The sequence below is a fragment of the Collimonas sp. genome, from assembly GCF_039923675.1.
Taxonomy (GTDB): domain Bacteria; phylum Pseudomonadota; class Gammaproteobacteria; order Burkholderiales; family Burkholderiaceae_D; genus Collimonas.
In genome coordinates this window covers 1-16,842 of record NZ_JBDTCG010000033.1, presented here as the reverse complement: position 1 = coordinate 16,842, position 16,842 = coordinate 1, and the positions used below count along the sequence as shown (strand labels likewise).

At 58.2% G+C, this 16,842-nt stretch carries 17 protein-coding genes and 1 tRNA gene; 8 read left to right on the top strand and 10 right to left on the bottom strand.

Going from position 1 to position 16,842, the window contains the following annotated elements:
* Nucleotides 1-157 precede the first annotated feature (157 nt).
* Nucleotides 158-1,405 (bottom strand): allantoate amidohydrolase, encoded by a 1,248-nt coding sequence (locus ABI171_RS07060; protein WP_348091879.1) that lies wholly within the window; start codon nt 1,403-1,405, stop codon nt 158-160.
* Nucleotides 1,406-1,616: 211 nt separating this feature from the next.
* Between ABI171_RS07060 and ABI171_RS07055 the strand changes: the two genes are divergently transcribed.
* From ABI171_RS07055 to ABI171_RS07045, 3 genes are all read left to right on the top strand, one after another.
* On the top strand, nt 1,617-2,939 hold the full coding sequence (locus ABI171_RS07055) for a C4-dicarboxylate transporter DctA (RefSeq protein ID WP_348091878.1): 1,323 nt from the start codon (nt 1,617-1,619) through the stop codon (nt 2,937-2,939).
* Nucleotides 2,940-3,063: 124 nt separating this feature from the next.
* Entirely contained in the window at nt 3,064-3,759 is a 696-nt protein-coding gene (locus ABI171_RS07050; RefSeq protein ID WP_348091877.1) for a GntR family transcriptional regulator, read from the top strand.
* A gap of 54 nt (nt 3,760-3,813) precedes the next feature.
* Entirely contained in the window at nt 3,814-4,044 is a 231-nt protein-coding gene (locus ABI171_RS07045; RefSeq protein WP_348091876.1) for a hypothetical protein, read from the top strand.
* A 66-nt stretch (nt 4,045-4,110) separates the two neighbouring features.
* Here the strand turns inward: ABI171_RS07045 and ABI171_RS07040 are convergent, their stop codons facing one another.
* The 5 genes from ABI171_RS07040 to ABI171_RS07020 form a co-directional block, all read right to left on the bottom strand.
* Nucleotides 4,111-4,863 (bottom strand): LytTR family DNA-binding domain-containing protein, encoded by a 753-nt coding sequence (locus tag ABI171_RS07040; RefSeq protein ID WP_348091875.1) that lies wholly within the window; start codon nt 4,861-4,863, stop codon nt 4,111-4,113.
* A 20-nt stretch (nt 4,864-4,883) separates the two neighbouring features.
* Nucleotides 4,884-5,600 (bottom strand): head GIN domain-containing protein, encoded by a 717-nt coding sequence (locus tag ABI171_RS07035; protein ID WP_348091874.1) that lies wholly within the window; start codon nt 5,598-5,600, stop codon nt 4,884-4,886.
* A 14-nt stretch (nt 5,601-5,614) separates the two neighbouring features.
* The gene (locus tag ABI171_RS07030) at nt 5,615-7,012 is read right to left on the bottom strand and encodes a histidine kinase (protein ID WP_348091873.1); all 1,398 of its coding nucleotides are present in this window, start codon (nt 7,010-7,012) and stop codon (nt 5,615-5,617) included.
* 106 nt (nt 7,013-7,118) lie between these two features.
* Nucleotides 7,119-7,391 carry a hypothetical protein gene (locus tag ABI171_RS07025; protein WP_348091872.1) on the bottom strand — a complete coding sequence of 91 codons (273 nt, stop codon included), beginning with the start codon at nt 7,389-7,391 and terminating at the stop codon, nt 7,119-7,121.
* 58 nt (nt 7,392-7,449) lie between these two features.
* Nucleotides 7,450-7,773 (bottom strand): hypothetical protein, encoded by a 324-nt coding sequence (locus ABI171_RS07020; protein ID WP_348091871.1) that lies wholly within the window; start codon nt 7,771-7,773, stop codon nt 7,450-7,452.
* Nucleotides 7,774-8,173: 400 nt separating this feature from the next.
* Here ABI171_RS07020 and cysT point away from each other — a divergent pair, with 400 nt between their 5' ends.
* From cysT to ABI171_RS07000, 4 genes are all read left to right on the top strand, one after another.
* Entirely contained in the window at nt 8,174-9,049 is an 876-nt protein-coding gene (gene cysT, locus ABI171_RS07015) for a sulfate ABC transporter permease subunit CysT (protein ID WP_348091870.1), read from the top strand.
* 9 nt (nt 9,050-9,058) lie between these two features.
* Nucleotides 9,059-10,000, top strand: coding sequence for a sulfate ABC transporter permease subunit CysW (gene cysW / locus ABI171_RS07010; RefSeq protein WP_348091869.1), 942 nt, complete (start codon nt 9,059-9,061; stop codon nt 9,998-10,000).
* Nucleotides 9,997-11,094 carry a sulfate ABC transporter ATP-binding protein gene (locus ABI171_RS07005; RefSeq protein ID WP_348091868.1) on the top strand — a complete coding sequence of 366 codons (1,098 nt, stop codon included), beginning with the start codon at nt 9,997-9,999 and terminating at the stop codon, nt 11,092-11,094. Before cysW ends, ABI171_RS07005 begins: the two co-directional genes overlap by 4 nt.
* A gap of 146 nt (nt 11,095-11,240) precedes the next feature.
* Nucleotides 11,241-12,233, top strand: a complete 993-nt coding sequence (locus ABI171_RS07000) for a CysB family HTH-type transcriptional regulator (RefSeq protein WP_348091867.1) — start codon at nt 11,241-11,243, stop codon at nt 12,231-12,233.
* A gap of 255 nt (nt 12,234-12,488) precedes the next feature.
* Here the strand turns inward: ABI171_RS07000 and ABI171_RS06995 are convergent, their stop codons facing one another.
* The 4 genes from ABI171_RS06995 to ABI171_RS06980 all read right to left on the bottom strand — a co-directional run bounded on the left by ABI171_RS06995 (nt 12,489) and on the right by ABI171_RS06980 (nt 15,806).
* A complete protein-coding gene (locus ABI171_RS06995) occupies nt 12,489-13,532 on the bottom strand; it encodes a quinone-dependent dihydroorotate dehydrogenase (protein ID WP_348091866.1) in 1,044 nt (347 codons plus the stop codon).
* Nucleotides 13,533-13,638: 106 nt separating this feature from the next.
* Nucleotides 13,639-14,364: an arginyltransferase gene (locus ABI171_RS06990; protein ID WP_348091865.1), complete on the bottom strand. Its 726-nt coding sequence runs from the start codon at nt 14,362-14,364 to the stop codon at nt 13,639-13,641.
* Between the two features lie 96 nt (nt 14,365-14,460).
* Nucleotides 14,461-15,198, bottom strand: a complete 738-nt coding sequence (gene aat / locus ABI171_RS06985) for a leucyl/phenylalanyl-tRNA--protein transferase (protein ID WP_348091864.1) — start codon at nt 15,196-15,198, stop codon at nt 14,461-14,463.
* Nucleotides 15,199-15,221: 23 nt separating this feature from the next.
* Complete coding sequence (locus tag ABI171_RS06980; RefSeq protein WP_348091863.1) at nt 15,222-15,806, bottom strand: NUDIX hydrolase; 585 nt, start codon at nt 15,804-15,806, stop codon at nt 15,222-15,224.
* 185 nt (nt 15,807-15,991) lie between these two features.
* On the opposite strand from ABI171_RS06980, the gene ABI171_RS06975 reads away from it, so the two are divergent.
* Nucleotides 15,992-16,068, top strand: a tRNA-Met gene (locus ABI171_RS06975).
* The last annotated feature ends 774 nt before the right edge of the window (nt 16,069-16,842 follow it).

Here is a 16,842-nt window from a genome sequence, read left to right as displayed (position 1 = left end):
GATGTAGTCGCGGCTTTCTTTCAGGGCGGCGCGGGAGGAAGCGGCCAGGGTGACCGGCAGATGCGGCGCGCGGGCGACGTCGACCACTTGCTGTGCGCTCAGGTTGAAGCCGTCGATGGTGATGGTTGGTGTTGTCATGGTCAAATCCAAAAGGTGGTCAGTTTTTAAAGTTTTCAACAAAGCGGCTGAATGCCTGGGCGCCGAGCGCGGCGTCGGCGGCGCTCATGATTTCATCCGGGTGGTGGCTGATGCCGCCGTTGCCGCAGCGGACGAACAGCATCGCGACGTCGGTGATGGCGGCCATCGCCATGGCGTCATGGCCGGCGCCCGAGGGCAGGTGACGGACCGGCAATGCGCTCTCTTCGATGGCGACGGCTAGCTGCTGTTGCAGCCAGGGCGCGCAGGGTACGCTGGAAGCTTCGTGGGTTTTGCGGGTCTGGATCACTACGTTGCGGCGTGCGGCAATCTGTTCGATGCGCGCCAAAACATCGGCAACCGCAGCCTGGCGGATCTGGTCCTGTTCGGCGCGGATATCGATCGAAAAGATAGCCTTACCAGGCACCACATTGGCCGCGCCGTTCGGTACATTGAACTGGCCGACAGTACCGACCAGTCCGCGCGTGCCACCGCAGCGCTGTTCTATATACAAGCCGATCTCGGCTGCAGCCATGGCGGCGTCGCGCCGCATCTCCATCGGCACCGTACCGGCATGGCCGGCCAGGCCGTCGACTTCCACCATGAAGCGCGATGCGCCCGAGATGGCGGTGACCACGCCTAGCGGCAATTGCTCGTTCAGCAGCACCGGGCCTTGTTCGATATGCACTTCGACAAACGCCAGCACGGTTTCCGGCGCATAGGCAGCCTTGCAGAGCCCGCTTGCGTGAAAGCCGGAAGCCGCCATCACATCGCGCATGCTTTGTCCTGCCTCATCCAGATTGTCCAGCACGCTCAGGTCGAAGGTGCCGGCGGCGGCGCGGCTGCCGAGCAGGGTGGCTTTGAAGCGCACGCCTTCTTCTTCGGCGAAACCGATGATCTCAATCGCGAACGGAAAGCGTTTGCCGGCCGCATGCCATTGTCCGACGCAGGCCAGCGGCAACAGGATGCCGAGATTGCCGTCGTATTTGCCGCCGTTGCGCACCGAATCGAAATGCGAGCCGGTCAGCAGGGCCGGTGCGTCTGCGCTCAGGCCTTCATAACGACCGATCACATTGCCAGCCATGTCGCGCCGCACGCTCATGCCGGCCGCGCACATCCATTCCGCCAGTTGCGCCGCAGCGGCGTGGTGCGCGGCGGTCAGATAGGTGCGGGTAAACATGTCGGGGGCGTCGCTGTGCTGCGCCAGATCGTCGGCCCGGGCCATGATCTGGTCGCCGCATCCGGTCCACGGTTCAGTATTGCTCTGCATGATGTCTCCTTGCCAATAGGCCTGTCGTTGATTGGTTTTTTTGCGATATTACGCCGAAACTAATTTGAATTCAATTATTGCATACAATAATTGAATGCATTATATTGAATCCGGGATGCCGCTTATTTCAGCAAGTGTTTCAGCAAGTGTTTCAGAAAAAAGCGGCCTACCCGAATTGGTATAAACCAAACAAAACAATCAGGAGACAGACGTGCGGCGCTTTTATAAATCACTGTTTGGCCAGGTGCTGGTGGCACTTGTAATCGGTATTGCGGTCGGGGTGCTGTTCCCCAGGTTCGGCGAAAGCCTGAAGCCGTTGGGGGATGGCTTTATCAAGCTGGTCAAGATGATCATTCCGATGATCGTGTTCTGCGTGGTGGTGCAAGGGATCTACGGCGCGGGCGAATTGAAGAAGGTAGGGCGGGTCGGTCTGAAGGCGCTGATCTACTTTGAAGTGGTCACCACCGTCGCCCTGGTGCTGGGCCTGCTGCTGGCGTTTGTGTTCCATCCGGGGGTCGGCATGAATATCAACGCCGGTACGCTGGACGCCAGCGCGCTCTCCGGTTATGTCGAGACCGCCAAGCAGGTCAAGGGCACCGGTTTCGCCGACTTTGTCATGAAAATCATCCCGAATACCGTGGTCAGCGCCTTCACTTCCGGCGATGTGCTGCAAGTCCTGCTGTTTTCCATCATTTTCGGTTCAGCCCTGTCGCTGATCGGCGACAAGGCTGCGCCTATCGTCACCATCGTCCACAGCATGTCGGAAGCCTTCTTCAAATGCATGTCCTTCATCATCCGCCTGGCGCCGCTGGGCGTGTTGGGTGCGATTGCCTTCACGGTCGGCAAGTACGGCGTCGGTTCGCTGCAACAGCTGGGTTTCCTGGTGCTGCTGTATTTCTTTGCGGTGGTGATTTTCGTCTTTGCGATTCTCGGCACGATCCTGCGCCTGGCCGGTTTCAGCATTTTCAAGCTGATCAAATACCTACGCGCCGAATTGCTGGTGGTGCTGGCGACCGCTTCCTCGGACAGCGTGCTGCCGCAAATCATGCGCAAGCTGGAATACATGGGCATCAAGGGTTCCACCGTCGGCCTGGTGATCCCGACCGGCTATTCGTTTAATCTCGATGCTTTCTCCATCTATCTGACCCTGGCCGCGGTATTCATCGCGCAAGCAACCAACACGCCATTGGCGATGACCGACCTGCTCGCGATTCTTGCAGTGGCCTTGATTACTTCCAAAGGTGCGCACGGCGTGCCGGGTTCGGCAATCGTGATCCTGGCTGCCACTTTGTCCGCGATACCGGCGATTCCGGTGGTCGGGCTGGTGCTGGTGCTGTCGATCGACTGGTTCATGGGCATCGCCCGTGCGCTCGGCAACCTGCTCGGCAATTGCGTCGCGACCGTGGTGGTGGCCGTGTGGGAGAAGGATATCGACCGCGCTCGGGCGCATGCCGTGTTGAGCGGCGCGCGGCCGCCGGTGGAGGATGACTTGCCGCAAACACTGCATGTGCCGGGCGACAGCCGGCCTGCATAAGCAGCAGGCAAAGCGGCTGGCGGCGCTTGCCGCCGGCCGGACCGGTTTCTTATTTTTCTATAAGGTGTCGCATTTACAAGTACAATTTTGGTCTTTAGAACCATGTTTCAAGGAACGCAACAACATGAGCCTGTCTTCCAGCCCGCCCGGCGCCGACAGTTCTGACGATATCGCCGCCGACATCACGACCGCGATTGCCGAGCAACGCCTGCCGCCCGGCACCAAATTGCGGGAAGAAGCCCTGGCGCGCCTGTACTCCGTCAGTCGCACCAAGATTCGCGCGGCGCTGGTGATGCTGGCAAAAGACAAGCTGATCGACCTGGTGCCCGACAAGGGCGCGTTCGTGAGCCGCCCGACCGAAGAAGAAGCGCGCCAGATATTTTTCGTGCGACGCGTGCTGGAAGCCGCGCTGGTGCGCGAGTTTGTCGCCAAGGCCACTGCTGCCGACTACGCATTGCTGGAGCAGCACTTGCAGCAGGAGCGCGAGGCGCTGTCCAAGGAAAATCCGCAAATCCGCTCCAGATTGTTGAGCGATTTCCACATCCTGCTGGCGCGCGCCGTCGGCAACCAGGTGCTGACCGATGTCCTGACCAAGCTGGCAGGGCGCAGCTCCCTGATCACGATGTTGTACCAATCCACCCGCGACGCAGCGTGCTCGTCGGATGAGCACGTCGAATTCCTGCTGGCCGCCAAAGCCGGCGATGCCGAAAAAGCGGTTGAGCTGATGCTGCATCACCTGCATCATGTCGAATCCGCGCTGCAATTCGAGATACCGCCGCCAAGCGCCAAGAAAGACTTCGTCAAGGCGCTGCTGGCATAGAGCAGGCTTTGAGTTCGCAATTTTTTCACCTGATTGAATGAATCGAGAAAAACCATGATGGATCTGTTTGCCGTTCCAGTTTTCGACGCCACTGTCATCTTCGAAGGCAACGAGCTGTTCAAAGGGAAGGGCGCCGCGGAGCATTGGGCCAAACGGCTGGCTGCTGAAATCGGCAGTGAAACGACGGTGCGCAAGATCGGCACCGGCTGGGCCTTGTGCGGTACTGTGGATGGCGTCGATTGCGTTTGGGCTATTCATGGCCAACGGCTGAAGCGCATGGATTGACGAAGGCATGGACACCGGCAAGTCCAGCGGATCCCGGCACTTCCCTGCGTCCTTACATCTGCGGATTTACATCTGTTTAAACAGATGAATAAAACTGCGGCTCACTTCCAGTTTTTCGGTATGTCCCTTGACCAGAACCTGATGGCGGCCGCGCATGTCCCGCGTGATGCCGTCTATGGCGTTTACGTTCACCAGGGTGGCGCGGTGGATTTGCCAGAACAGATCGGGGTCGAGTTCCTCTGCCAGGTCGCGCACCGGCTTGCGGATCAGCGCTTCGTAAGTGGCGGTCTGGACGCTGGTGTATTTTTCATCTGAACGGAAAAACAGGATTTCCTGCACCGGAATCAGCCGCAGTTGCTGGCCGATGCTGGCTTGTATCCATTGCAGATAGGCCGGCTTGGTGGCGATCCCCATTTGCTTGGCCAGCTGGGTCAGCATCGAGCCCATGTCGGTCGGGGGTGAACTCAGGCGCGCCTTGAGGCGGGTGACGGTCAGCTTCAGGCGTTCGGCCTCGGCCGGTTTCAGGATGTAGTCGACGGCGCCTTGCTCGAACGCTTCAATCGCGTATTCGTCGTAAGCCGTGATGAAAACGATATGGCTTTTACTGCCGATTTCCTTCGCCGCCTGCAAGCCTGTCTTGCCCGGCATGCGGATATCGAGGAAGGTGAAATCCGGTTCCAGCTGGTCGACCAGTTCGATGGCTTCATCGCCGTTCTTGGCTTCGCCGAGAATTTCCAGCTCCGGCCACGCCTGGCTCAGGCGCAAGCGGATCTGGTCGCGCATCAGGCGTTCGTCGTCGGCGATGATTGCAGTAGGCATAGGCAGATTCTAACAAGAATTTAACGTTTTTTTACGGAACCGGAGCCCATGATGCTGGAGCGCACTTGCGGATCGCCGAGGTAGGATACATCACCTGAGCCGGCTATGGAAACTGACAACATCTTGCTGGCATACACGTGGGCGTCGCCGCTGCCGACGATCGATACATTGGTGTTTTCCGCCATCAGCTCAAGACCGTTGTAATCGCCGCTGCCGGCGATCGAGACGCGCAGATTGCGGGTCTTGCCTTTGACCTTGATATCGCCGGCGCCGGCGATAGAGGCATTGACGTTAGGCGCGTTCAGCTCGCCACTGACGTTGCCGGAGCCGGCGATAGAGATCTTGATCGTATCTTTCCCACTCAATTTGCCGAGTACCTTGAGATCGCCGGAACCGAAGATGCTCAGGCCGTTGACATCCGGTGCAGTGAGATAGACATTGACATCGTGATGGCTGAAAAAAGAACTGCCTTTCAAATACACTTTGAGGACGCCGCCGCTGGTTTCAAACTCAACCCGCGAGCCGGAGCTGCTTTCCGCTTCGATGACAGCCGGTTTGGCCGGTCCCTGGGTTAGAAAAACATTCACGGCATCCATGATTTCCACCTGCTGGAAATCGCCTACCGGCCGCTCAACCTTGACCACATCGGCAGCCAGGCTGGAGCTGCAACTGAGCAAAGGAATCATTGCGGCAGTGGCCAATGTAAAAACGAGGGCAATACGTGAGAGCGGTTTCATATGCGTGTTTCCTGTTACTTCTGTGGCGAATTCGAATCTTGGGCTTTCTTGCCATTGCCGACAACCTGGTAAGGCACTTCAATGGTGGATCGTACGCCGCTCGGACTGTTGGGGGCAATCTCCAACTGCGCTGCGCTGCCATGCAACAGTTTGAGGCGATCGCGGATACTTTGCAATCCCAGCCCGGTGCCATTGCTGGGGACGGCGCCAAAACCGAGGCCGTCGTCGGTCACGCTGACCCGCAGCTTGTTGTGGGCAATCTCCGCATTGATGCGCAAGGTGCCGCCGTCGGTCTTGCTTTCCAGGCCGTGCTTGATGGCGTTTTCCACCAGCGATTGCAACATCATCGGCGGGAACGCTGCGCTGCGCAGGCCGTCCGATACCTGGAGGTCGACGATCAGGCGTTCTTCCATGCGCATCTTCAGCAAATCCAGGTAAGCCCGCACGATATCGACTTCGCGGCCCAGCGTGGTGACGGTGGCGGTTTCCCGCATTTGCGGCAAGACAGCGCGCAGATACTGGATCAGGCGTTTTTGCATGGCCGATGCGCGGGGCGGATCGGTTTCGATCAGGTATTCAACCGAGGCCAGGGTATTGAACAGGAAGTGCGGTTCAACCTGGGCTTGGATCATCTGCATCTTGGCTTCCGATACTTCGCGTTGCAGATTGGCGTGCTCGGCGGCGGCGTTGGCAGCCTGAGCCCGTGCTTCTGCACGTTTCTTGCCGCCCATCAAAGCCTTGGTGCCGAACAGGCCGAGCATCAGCAGCAGGACAAAATTCACAAACCATTCCGACGACTTTTTCTGGTAGCGGGCAACCTGCTGCTCGGCTTTTTCGGCGGCCGCTTCATGGATTGCGGCAACCGCGTCGTTGATGGCCTGGTTGACGTCCGCAGTCGCTTCCGGCGGCAATTTCAGATCCAGGCTGGCGGCGTTCGGTGCGGGCGGCACAGGCGGCATTGGCGGCTCCGGCGGCACGCTCGATGCTGGTTTTGCGTTGGATACTGGCGGCGTTGCGGCTGCTACAGGCTTGCTGGAATCGTCGCCGCTGTGATCATTTGACGCTACACTGGCCGCCGAAGCAGGTGTGCCGGCGGCGTCGTTGCTATCGTCGTAGGTGTAAGCCTTGATATGCACGCCAGTGCCGTCGATGCGGATGTCGGCGTTGCCGTTGCCGGTTTTTTTCGGCTTGTGGAGACGCCGGCTGACGTTGTCGATGACTATGACTTCACTCGAAGAAAACAGTGTCTCTTGCAAGATGCTGGCGCCGATCATGACCAGTATCGCAAACAGGAAAAACTTCCACCATGAGAGTTGCGTGACCCAGCTCGCTATTTTGTCGAAACTCTGCGACAGGTAACCTGAGGCAATGGCAGAATTTTTCTTCAGTGAGGCGAGTGTTTCAGGAGTCATAGAGTGTGGAACCAGGTTGTGCGGCAACTTTATAAAGTTGTCGTCATTTTAAACGGAACGGACGCAGCAGTCTGGTCGTTTTGCTATACGGTATTAAAGGCTGCCATCAAAGCGCGCTGAGCGCCGAGGCTGCGGTTGCTGCGTTTTTCTTGCGTGCGACTTTCTTCATGTTCTGCGCGCGGTCCTGTGCTGCATACATGGCTTTTTCTTCCGGCGTCAGGCGTTTGCCGATGATGACGATTGGCGGCATCAGCAGCGGAATGTCTTCCGATTTGACGGCAGCCTTCTTGGCTGGTGCGGCGGCCATGACTGGCGCTGCGCTCATGCTCAGGGTCGCTAACAGTGCGGCGGCGACCAGTAATCTAGATGATGTGTTCATTTGCATTCTCCGGGGATGGATCTGCGACTACACGATGCTTAAGTGGCAGAGATAGTTCTTAAATGACTGCTTTCTTGTGGTTGCCTTCTTGCTGTGCCAGCATGGCTTTTTGTTCGCGGTTCAGGCGTTTGCCGATGACGGTGATAGTCGGCAGGTAGTCATCTTGCTGCGCCAGGACCAGCTTTTCTTGTGCTGTCAGGCGTTTGCCGACGATCGTCACGGTCGCCAGCAGCTCGGCGTGGACAGGGCGCTTGCCGATGACGGTGATGGTTGGCAGTGTCGAGACTTCGGTTTGTTGTGGTGCTGCCTGTGCCGCGGTGATGCCGCAAGCCAGCGTAGCGATGGACAGGATGGCGATCAGTGCTTTGTTTGCTGTGTTCATTTGTGTTCTCCGTTGAGTGACTTGCTTAGGTAACTTGTTCGAGTGGCTGACGTTGTTGCATGTGGTCACTTTAGGGAGATGCAGGGCAAGCCGCCAGCTGCTTGCGACAAGTTGCAGGAAATGCGGGACAGAATACAAAAAAGCGGACCTGGACTGCAGTGGATTTATCCTGCTTTTGCCGGCTTTGGGCGTGGCTAGTCTCGGAGAGGGCGCTTTTGCGGCCGATTATCGGCGATTTTTAATGAATATAAAGACAATGAAATAGGCGCCATATGTGGATATGCGGCGTTTCTCTTATGCAAATTCATTCTATGCACATGCAAAAAAGTTCGTTCTCTTTATAACAAACGGATGAGATTATCTTCGTTCTTTAGCCGTATTTGTAATAAGAGGACGATGTATGACAGCCGTTGCACTTCCCGCGCACAGTCTCGCCAGCAAGTCCGCCGCGCCATTCCGCGTGATGCCGGGGTTTCGCCTGTCGCTCGGGTTTACGCTGTTTTACCTGGCCCTGATCGTATTGATTCCGCTGTCGGCGGTGTTCCTGAAAACCTTCACGCTGAGTTGGGATGGCTTCGTCGCCGCGGTCACTTCGCCGCGGGTGATGGCTTCTTATCGCCTGACTTTCGGTACTTCTCTATTAGCAGCGTTGCTGAATGCCTTTTTCGGCGGCATCGTGGCTTGGGTGCTGGTGCGCTATGAATTTCCCGGCAAAAAACTGATCGACGCCCTGGTCGACCTGCCGTTCGCCTTGCCAACTGCAGTGGCCGGCATCGCCTTGACTGCCCTGTATTCCAGCAACGGCTGGATCGGCCAATATCTGGAGCCGCTAGGGATCAAAGTCGCGTTCACGCCGCTGGGTATATTAGTAGCGTTGACTTTTATCGGCTTGCCGTTCGTGGTGCGTACGGTGCAGCCGGTGCTGGAAGATGTCGAGAAAGAGCTGGAGGAAGCTGCCGCCAGCCTGGGCGCCAATCATTGGCAGGTTTTTACCCGGGTAATTTTCCCGACGATATTTCCCGCATTATTGACTGGCTTTGCGCTGTCCTTTGCCCGAGCTACCGGCGAATACGGCTCGGTGATTTTCATTGCCGGCAACATGCCCATGGTGTCGGAAATCACCCCCTTGTTCATTATTACCAAGCTTGAGCAATACGATTACGCCGGCGCCACCGCGATTGCCGTTGTCATGCTGACAGTATCGTTCCTGCTGCTGCTGGGGATTAATGTCTTGCAAGCCTGGACCCGCAAGCGCGGCCAGTCAGCCAAAGTTTAGGAAGCGGACATGAGCGCAACTATCGGCAATTTCACTGCAACTGCCGCAGCACCGAGCACTAAGCCGCAATCCAGGGGCGAGCCTATCCATGTCCCCAATGCGACATTGGAGCCATTCTGGGTACGCGCGCTATTAATGACAGTGGCGTTGCTGTTCCTCGCCCTGTTTCTGGTGGTGCCGCTGCTGTCGGTATTTGCCGAGGCGTTCAAAAAGGGCTGGGAAGCCTACCTGGCCGCAATCATCGAGCCGGATGCGGTCAGCGCCATCAAGCTGACCTTGTTGACCGCCGCGATCGCGGTGCCGCTCAACCTGGTGTTCGGCGTCGCCGCTTCCTGGACCATCGCCAAATTCGAATTTCGCGGCAAGAACATTCTGCTGACCCTGATCGATTTGCCGTTCTCGGTGTCGCCGGTGATTTCCGGCCTGATCTATGTCTTGCTGTTCGGCGCCCAGGGCTGGTTCGGCCCGTGGTTGCGCGAGCACGACATCAGGATCCTGTTTGCGGTGCCGGGCATCGTGCTGGCCACCATCTTCGTCACCTTTCCGTTTGTCGCTCGCGAACTGATTCCGCTGATGCAGGCGCAGGGCAGCGAAGAGGAAGAGGCGGCCTTGGTGCTGGGCGCTTCCGGCTGGAAGACTTTCCGCCACGTGACCTTGCCTAATATTAAGTGGGGCCTGCTGTATGGCGTGATCCTGTGCAATGCGCGCGCCATGGGCGAGTTCGGCGCGGTGTCGGTGGTGTCCGGCCATATTCGCGGCGAGACCAACACCATCCCCTTGCAGGTCGAGATTCTGTACAACGAATACAACTTCCAGGCGGCGTTTGCGGTGGCTTCCTTGCTGGCGTTTCTGGCGCTGCTGACGCTGGCGCTGAAATCGTTCATCGAATGGCGTTTGCGCGAGACGGTCGCGCCGCACGCCTTGCATCAATCAGGACAGGAGCAAGCATGAGCATTCAGGTAAGCAACATCAACAAGCGTTTCGGCGATTTCATCGCCCTCGACAACGTCTCGCTGGAATTTCCCACGGGCGAACTGACCGCGCTGCTGGGGCCGTCCGGTTGCGGCAAAACCACCTTGCTGCGGATTATCGCCGGCCTCGAAGCGCAAGACAGCGGCCAGGTCTTGCTGGAAGGCGAAGACGCCTCCTCGCGCCATGTGCGCGAACGCCAGGTTGGTTTTGTGTTTCAGCATTACGCCTTGTTCAAGCACATGACCGTGTTTGAAAACATCGCCTTCGGCCTGCGCGTCAAGCCGCGCGCCCAGCGTCCGAGCGAAGCCGTGATCCGTGAAAAAGTCACGCGCTTGCTGGAGCTGGTGCAGCTGGACTGGCTGGCCGACCGTTATCCTCCGCAGCTGTCCGGCGGCCAACGGCAGCGGATTGCATTGGCGCGGGCGTTGGCGGTCGAGCCGCGCGTGTTGTTGCTGGACGAACCGTTCGGCGCGCTTGACGCCAAGGTGCGCAAGGAATTGCGGCGTTGGTTGCGGCGCCTGCACGATGAGCTGCATGTCACCAGTATTTTCGTCACGCATGATCAGGAAGAAGCGCTGGAAGTGGCGGACCGGATCGTGCTGATGAACAAGGGCAATGTCGAACAGATGGGCGCGCCGCAGCAAGTCTATGACAATCCGGCGTCGCCCTTCGTCTACGGCTTCCTCGGCAACGTCAACCTGTTCCATGGCCGTGTGCATCAGGGCGTGCTGGATAGCGGCGGCATGCGTTTCGATGCGCCCGACCATGCCGGGACCGAAGACGCGCAAGGCATCGGCTATGTGCGGCCGCATGATCTGGAAATCGACCGTTACAGCGCCGGCGCCGAAGGCATCGTGGTCAAGCTCAAGCGCGCCCACGCCATCGGCCCGCTGGCGCAGCTGGAATTGCAGCGCAGCGATGACTCGGACGCCGGCTTGATCGAAGCCGTGATTTCGAGCGAGCGCTTCCAGCAACTCAATTTAAAAGATGGCGAAACCCTGCTGGTGCGTCCGCGCCGCCTGCATGTGTTTGTCGATCAGTCCGTAGAAGGGGTTCGTCAGGGCATAAGTTGAACATTTGTGCTGGCCGTAGCTGGCGCGCTGCTGCGTTGCCGGCCGCTTGCAGTGCTCGCACTGCGGCGCGACCAGCGCCTTGCTTCGCATCCAGCCACGACCGCCCGAATATCCGACTTATGCCCTAACGAGCCCCAAGGAAAAATATGAACTTTCAACAATTACGCTCGATCCGCGAAGCAGCCCGCTGCGGCTTCAACCTGACTGAAGTGGCGAATGTCTTGTTTACTTCGCAACCCGGCGTCAGCCGCCAGATCCGCGAGCTGGAAGAAGAGCTCGGCGTCGATATCTTCATCCGCAACGGCAAGCGCCTGATCGGCCTGACCGATCCCGGCAAAGGCATTTTGAAGATCGTCGAACGGTTGCTGCAGGAAGCAGAAAACCTGCGCCAGGCCAGCCAGGAATATTCCGGCGAAACCAGCGGCACGCTGACCGTTGCCGCTACCCACACCCAGGCGCGCTATGCCTTGCCGCGTGTGGTGCAGGGTTTCCGCGCCAGCTTCCCGGATGTGCGCATCGCCTTGCAACAAAGCTCGCCGGAACATATCGCCGACTGGGTCATCTCGGGCAAGGCCGATGTCGGCATCGCGACTGAAGGTTTGACGCAATTCAAGGAATTGATTTCCTTCCCTTGCTACGAGTGGAGCCATGTGCTGGTGGTGCCGGAAGGGCATCCGCTGCTGGAAATTACTACGCCCATCAGCCTCGCCGATCTGGCCGCCTATCCTTTGATTACCTACGATATCGGCTTCACCGGCCGCGGCCATATCGATGACGCTTTCCGCAAGGCCGGCATCACGCCGGATATCGTGCTGACCGCGATGGATTCGGATGTGATCCAGCAGTATGTCGCGCTGGGATTGGGCATCGGGCTGGTGGCTTCGATGGCGACGGAACATAGCCGCCAGAACGGCTTGCGCTCGATCGAGGTGTCGCACCTGCTGGCCTCGAACGTGACGCGGCTGGCGGTAAGGCGTGGCGCCTATCTGCGTTCTTATACTTATGACTTCATCTTGCAGTTTGCGCCACAACTGAAGCGTGAAGATATCATCGAAGCGCTGCATGCTGAACCGCATAGCGCCGGCAGCAGCGGCGTGCACAAGGTGGATTTCGAGCAGCGCATCCTGAAAATCGCCTGAGTCGAGAACCTGTTCTAAACCGCATGTTGCGGCGCGCAAGTCACGTTGCCGTCACATTGCGCCGCTACGATTCGTTTGTCTCCTCCGATCCTCTGGGATTCGGATTTCGCCCGCCGCCGCAAGGCCTGGCGGGCTTTTCTTTGCCTGCTTCCGTGCCAGAGATAAAAAACGCAAACAGATCAATGACTTAACAATATTCTGTGAGGGTTATCCACAGGCCTACCCACAATTTCTGTGGGTAACTTTGGATCAGCCTTAAGATTGTTGACGCAATGCAGCAGCGCATTCACGCACCAGCGCCGGGCCGCGATAGATCAGGCCGCTATACAGCTGCACCAGCGAAGCGCCGGCCGCGATCTTGGCTTGCGCATCGGCGCCGCTGAAAATACCGCCGACGCCGATAATCGGCAGGGCATCTCCCAATTCGCCATGCAGCTGCCGCACCACGCTGGTGGACAAGGCCAGTACCGGCGCGCCTGACAAGCCGCCGGCTTCGTTTTCATGCTCCAGGCCGCGTACGGCGTCGCGGCTGATGGTGGTGTTGGTGGCGATGACGCCGTCGATCTTATGCCGCAGCAAGGCATCGGCGATGGTCTTGATCTGCTCGGCGTCGATATCCGGCGCAATCTTCAGGGCGATAGGCACGTAGCGCTGGTGCAGGTCTGCCAACCGCTGCTGCGCTTGCTTGAGCTGCGACAGCAGGGCGTCAAGCTCCGACGCGCCTTGCAGTTGCCGCAGGTTCTTGGTGTTGGGCGATGAAATATTCACCGTCACATAACTGGCGTAGGGATAGACCTTTTCCAGGCAATGCAGATAGTCTTCCGCCGCGCGTTCGATCGGCGTATCGGCATTCTTGCCGATGTTAAGCCCGAGTACGCCCTGGCGCTCCTGGTAAAAACGCGACGCCTGGACATTAGCGACAAAGGCATCGACGCCGCCGTTGTTGAAGCCCATGCGGTTGATGATGGCGTTGGCGGCCGGCAGGCGGAACATGCGCGGCTTCGGGTTGCCCGGCTGCGCGCGCGGCGTCACCGTGCCGACTTCAATCGAGCCGAAACCGAGCGCCGCCAGGCCGTCGATATACGCGCCATCCTTGTCCAGGCCTGCCGCCAGCCCTACCGGGTTGGGAAAGGTGATGCCCATCACTGTGCGCGGATCGGCCGGCGTTTTACCCAGCAGCGAGGTCAGCCCCAATGCGGCGGCGCGGCGCAATGTCGGCAAGGTCAGGTTGTGGGCGGCTTCCGGATCGAGTGAGAACAGGGCGGGGCGGGCAAAGGCGTACAGGAGTTTGGCGGGCACGATAGAGGCGGCGTATATAAGAGGGTACTAATTAAATTAAATAAAGGAAAATGCGCGAAAAACAGGGGATCGGCAAGCTTCGGGATCATCTGTCATTTGCGGCCGGCTATTTTAACGCACTCCATTCCCCTTGTTGTAGCGCTTCCAGCGGCTGGAAGTTGACTTTGTAAGCCATTTTCGGGCTTTCTTCTATCCAGTAGCCGAGATAGACATAGGGCATGCCGAGCTGCCGGGCCTGGCCGATCTGCCACAAGACGTTGTAGGTGCCATAGGAGGCGCCGAGCACATCCGGATCGTAAAAGGTATAGACCGATGACAAGCCGTCATTCAAGACGTCGATAATGCTGACCATGCGCAGAGTGCCGTTGGCGTCGCGGAATTCCACCAGCCGGGTGTTTACCTTGCTTTGCAGCAGAAACTGCGCGTACTGGTCGCGGCTGTCCTGGTCCATGCCGCCGCCGCTGTGGCGCGCGGTCTGGTAGCGCAGGTACAGGTCGTAATGTTCATTGACATAGGCCAGGTTGGTTACCAGCGTAGTCAGCTCGCTGTGCCGTTCCCAGGCGCGGCGCTGGCTGCGGTTCGGCTGGAACGAAGCCACCAGCGTACGCACCGGGGTGCACGCTTGGCAGCCGTCGCAATACGGCCGATAGGTGAAAATGCCGCTGCGGCGGAAGCCGTTCTTCACCAGTTCCGAATACACATCCGCATTGATCAGGTGCGATGGCGTCGCCACCTGCGAGCGCGCCTGGCGGTGTTCCAGGTAGCTGCACGGGTAAGGCGCGGTTGCGTAAAACTGCAAGGTCGAAAATGGCAGATCTTTTAAGTGCGTCATGTGCATTCCGGCTGATCTGGGTCTCTAGACATATCACTGATAATTTACACCGTAATTTCAGTTTGCATAAGGACTTGCCGCCGATTAATCAGTAGATTAATCGACAAATAAGGGCAGCGGGTGCCAACCGTGAATTTGCGGATGCGCGGTGGCTTGCTGCAGGTGCAGCAGAAACGCCTTGCGTGCAATCGGCAGCGCTCCCAGCGACGCCAGGTGGCCGGTCTCTTGCTGGCAATCGATCATGCCGACGCCATGCTTGTACAGGAAATGCACCAGGTAAGCCAGGGCGATCTTGGACGCGTCGCTGACCCGGGTAAACATCGATTCGCCGTAAAACATGCGGCCGATGCTGACGCCATAAGCGCCGCCGACCAGTTTGCCATCAAGCCACACTTCAGAAGAGTGCGCATAGCCGAGCCGGTGCAGCGCGCGGTAGCCGGCGACGATATCTTCCGAAATCCAGGTGCCGGCGCCATCGCGCCGCGGCGCTGCGCATTCGCGCATCACGCGCTCGAAGGCGAAATCGAAACGCACTTGCCAGCGGCGGTCGCCGTCCACGGCGTGCATGCTGCGGTGCACCTTGCACAAGGTTTTACGCAGGCTGGCCGAGATCGAAAAATTTTCAGTGTGCAGCACCATGCGCGGATCGGTGCTCCACCACAGGATCGGCTGGTTCTCCGAGAACCAAGGGAAGATGCCATGCCGGTATGCATCCAGCAGCCGCCGCGGCGACAAATCGCCGCCCGCCGCCAATAAACCGCAGGCGCCATCCTCCTCGGTCAGCGCGGTGCTGACATCGGGAAACGGGCTGTCCAGTTCAAGCCAGGGGATCATCGCGCTTTCGCTCTGGCCAAGTGTTATTTGGGCGCAAGGCCAGCCCGCATGGGTTTGAAAATGTCATGCGTATGCAAGCTGAAGTGGCCGCCTTCCTGTCTGATTTTCTTGACGTCGGCAAAGAACGCGCGCAGCGTGATCTCGACCGTCGGGAAAGCGATGTCGTCCCACGGGATTTCCGCCTCCGTGAACAGGGCGACTTCCAGGCTTTCGATGCCGGCGGCGTAATCGATATCCAGCAGGGTGGCGCGGTAGAACAGATGGACCTGATGCACGTGCGGCACGTTCAACAGCGAGAACAGTTCGTGCAGCTGGATGCGCGCGCCGGCTTCTTCCTCGGTTTCACGCTGCGCCGCAGCGCTGGTGGTCTCACCGTTTTCCATGAAGCCGGCCGGCAAGGTCCAAAAGCCGTATTGCGGTTCGATCGCGCGCTTGCACAGCAGCACCCGCAATTCCCCGTTCTTTTCCCACACCGGAATCGAGCCGATCACCATTTTCGGATTTTGATAATGAATGGCGCCACAGTTGCTGCAGACATAACGCATACGGTTGTCGTCCGGCGGAATTTGCAGGCTGACGGGATGCGCGCATTCGGAACAAAATTTCATAGACACCGATAAGTAGTTTGGGCGGCCGGGAAGTGCATTCCCGGCCGCGTTAAATGGGAATAATGTCTAGCATAACAGGGTAGCTGAGGAGTTTAGCATTGCCCAATCGACGCAGGCTTTCTTAATACAATTGTCAGTATTGGTTGCATTGCACTGCAATACGCTATATACTTTCATTCTTCAGACGCGGGGTGGAGCAGTCTGGCAGCTCGTCGGGCTCATAACCCGAAGGTCGTAGGTTCAAATCCTGCCCCCGCAACCACTGTTATAGACGGACCAGCTACTAGCTTTAGTAGCTGGTCCGTTTTCATTTTGGCCCAGACTTCATCGCCTTGTAGTTCAATTTGCATTTTTCCGAAGATACTGCGCAAAATAGTATGAGCCGCCGGCCTGTTGTCTTGCAGCGCGCTGGATAGGTCCATCAGCATTTCTTTGAACAGTCGGGCAACATCCGGCGCCAATGATTTTTGATGACTGGCATCAGTTTCAAGGGACCGCTGGATTGCGACGCGCTCTTTCTCCGCTTGCTTTAGGCGGGTTGCCAGGGCGGGCGAGATCCCCACGGCTGCAATCGCTTCCACCATTCGTTTTATTTCATCGCCCAACTGCGATAGCCTTTCTTGGTTAAATGAAAGCGCTTGTTTGCCGCCGGCAAGTCTTTCGGCCAGCATTTGATTGAACACGCGCTTGAATTCGGCAGCGGCGGCAGGTGACAGCAGTTCATCGCGCACTACAGATAACAGTCGCTTTTCAACCGTTTCTCGCAGAATAGAAAATCCGGGGCAAATTGACGGCCCGCGATCTTTTGCCATGTTGCACCCGTATCTAGTTGTGTTTATAGCAATTATGGCGCCGTCGCAGTGTGGGCATATCAATAATCCACCACAGAGGGCACCGACGGGGCGATAGGCCCGCTTGTGTCCGGTTTCATCGCGGCCATAATCCATTCTGGACCGGACCTTGTTCCATAGTAGATCGTCCACGATTCGTAGTTCTGGGTTTTCACCGTGCTGCCATTCGTCTTTGGGACGTTCTG

What these genes read in the sequence shown, in the direction of transcription:
- ABI171_RS07060 (WP_348091879.1), bottom strand. Translation starts at nt 1,405, where the DNA reads ATGCAGAGCAATACTGAACCGTGGACCGGATGCGGCGACCAGATCATG.
- ABI171_RS07050 (WP_348091877.1), top strand. Translation starts at nt 3,064, where the DNA reads ATGAGCCTGTCTTCCAGCCCGCCCGGCGCCGACAGTTCTGACGATATC.
- ABI171_RS07045 (WP_348091876.1), top strand. Translation starts at nt 3,814, where the DNA reads ATGATGGATCTGTTTGCCGTTCCAGTTTTCGACGCCACTGTCATCTTC.
- ABI171_RS07040 (WP_348091875.1), bottom strand. Translation starts at nt 4,863, where the DNA reads ATGCCTACTGCAATCATCGCCGACGACGAACGCCTGATGCGCGACCAG.
- ABI171_RS07035 (WP_348091874.1), bottom strand. Translation starts at nt 5,600, where the DNA reads ATGAAACCGCTCTCACGTATTGCCCTCGTTTTTACATTGGCCACTGCC.
- ABI171_RS07030 (WP_348091873.1), bottom strand. Translation starts at nt 7,012, where the DNA reads ATGACTCCTGAAACACTCGCCTCACTGAAGAAAAATTCTGCCATTGCC.
- ABI171_RS07025 (WP_348091872.1), bottom strand. Translation starts at nt 7,391, where the DNA reads ATGAACACATCATCTAGATTACTGGTCGCCGCCGCACTGTTAGCGACC.
- ABI171_RS07020 (WP_348091871.1), bottom strand. Translation starts at nt 7,773, where the DNA reads ATGAACACAGCAAACAAAGCACTGATCGCCATCCTGTCCATCGCTACG.
- cysT (WP_348091870.1), top strand. Translation starts at nt 8,174, where the DNA reads ATGACAGCCGTTGCACTTCCCGCGCACAGTCTCGCCAGCAAGTCCGCC.
- cysW (WP_348091869.1), top strand. Translation starts at nt 9,059, where the DNA reads ATGAGCGCAACTATCGGCAATTTCACTGCAACTGCCGCAGCACCGAGC.
- ABI171_RS07005 (WP_348091868.1), top strand. Translation starts at nt 9,997, where the DNA reads ATGAGCATTCAGGTAAGCAACATCAACAAGCGTTTCGGCGATTTCATC.
- ABI171_RS07000 (WP_348091867.1), top strand. Translation starts at nt 11,241, where the DNA reads ATGAACTTTCAACAATTACGCTCGATCCGCGAAGCAGCCCGCTGCGGC.
- ABI171_RS06990 (WP_348091865.1), bottom strand. Translation starts at nt 14,364, where the DNA reads ATGACGCACTTAAAAGATCTGCCATTTTCGACCTTGCAGTTTTACGCA.
- aat (WP_348091864.1), bottom strand. Translation starts at nt 15,198, where the DNA reads ATGATCCCCTGGCTTGAACTGGACAGCCCGTTTCCCGATGTCAGCACC.
- ABI171_RS06980 (WP_348091863.1), bottom strand. Translation starts at nt 15,806, where the DNA reads ATGAAATTTTGTTCCGAATGCGCGCATCCCGTCAGCCTGCAAATTCCG.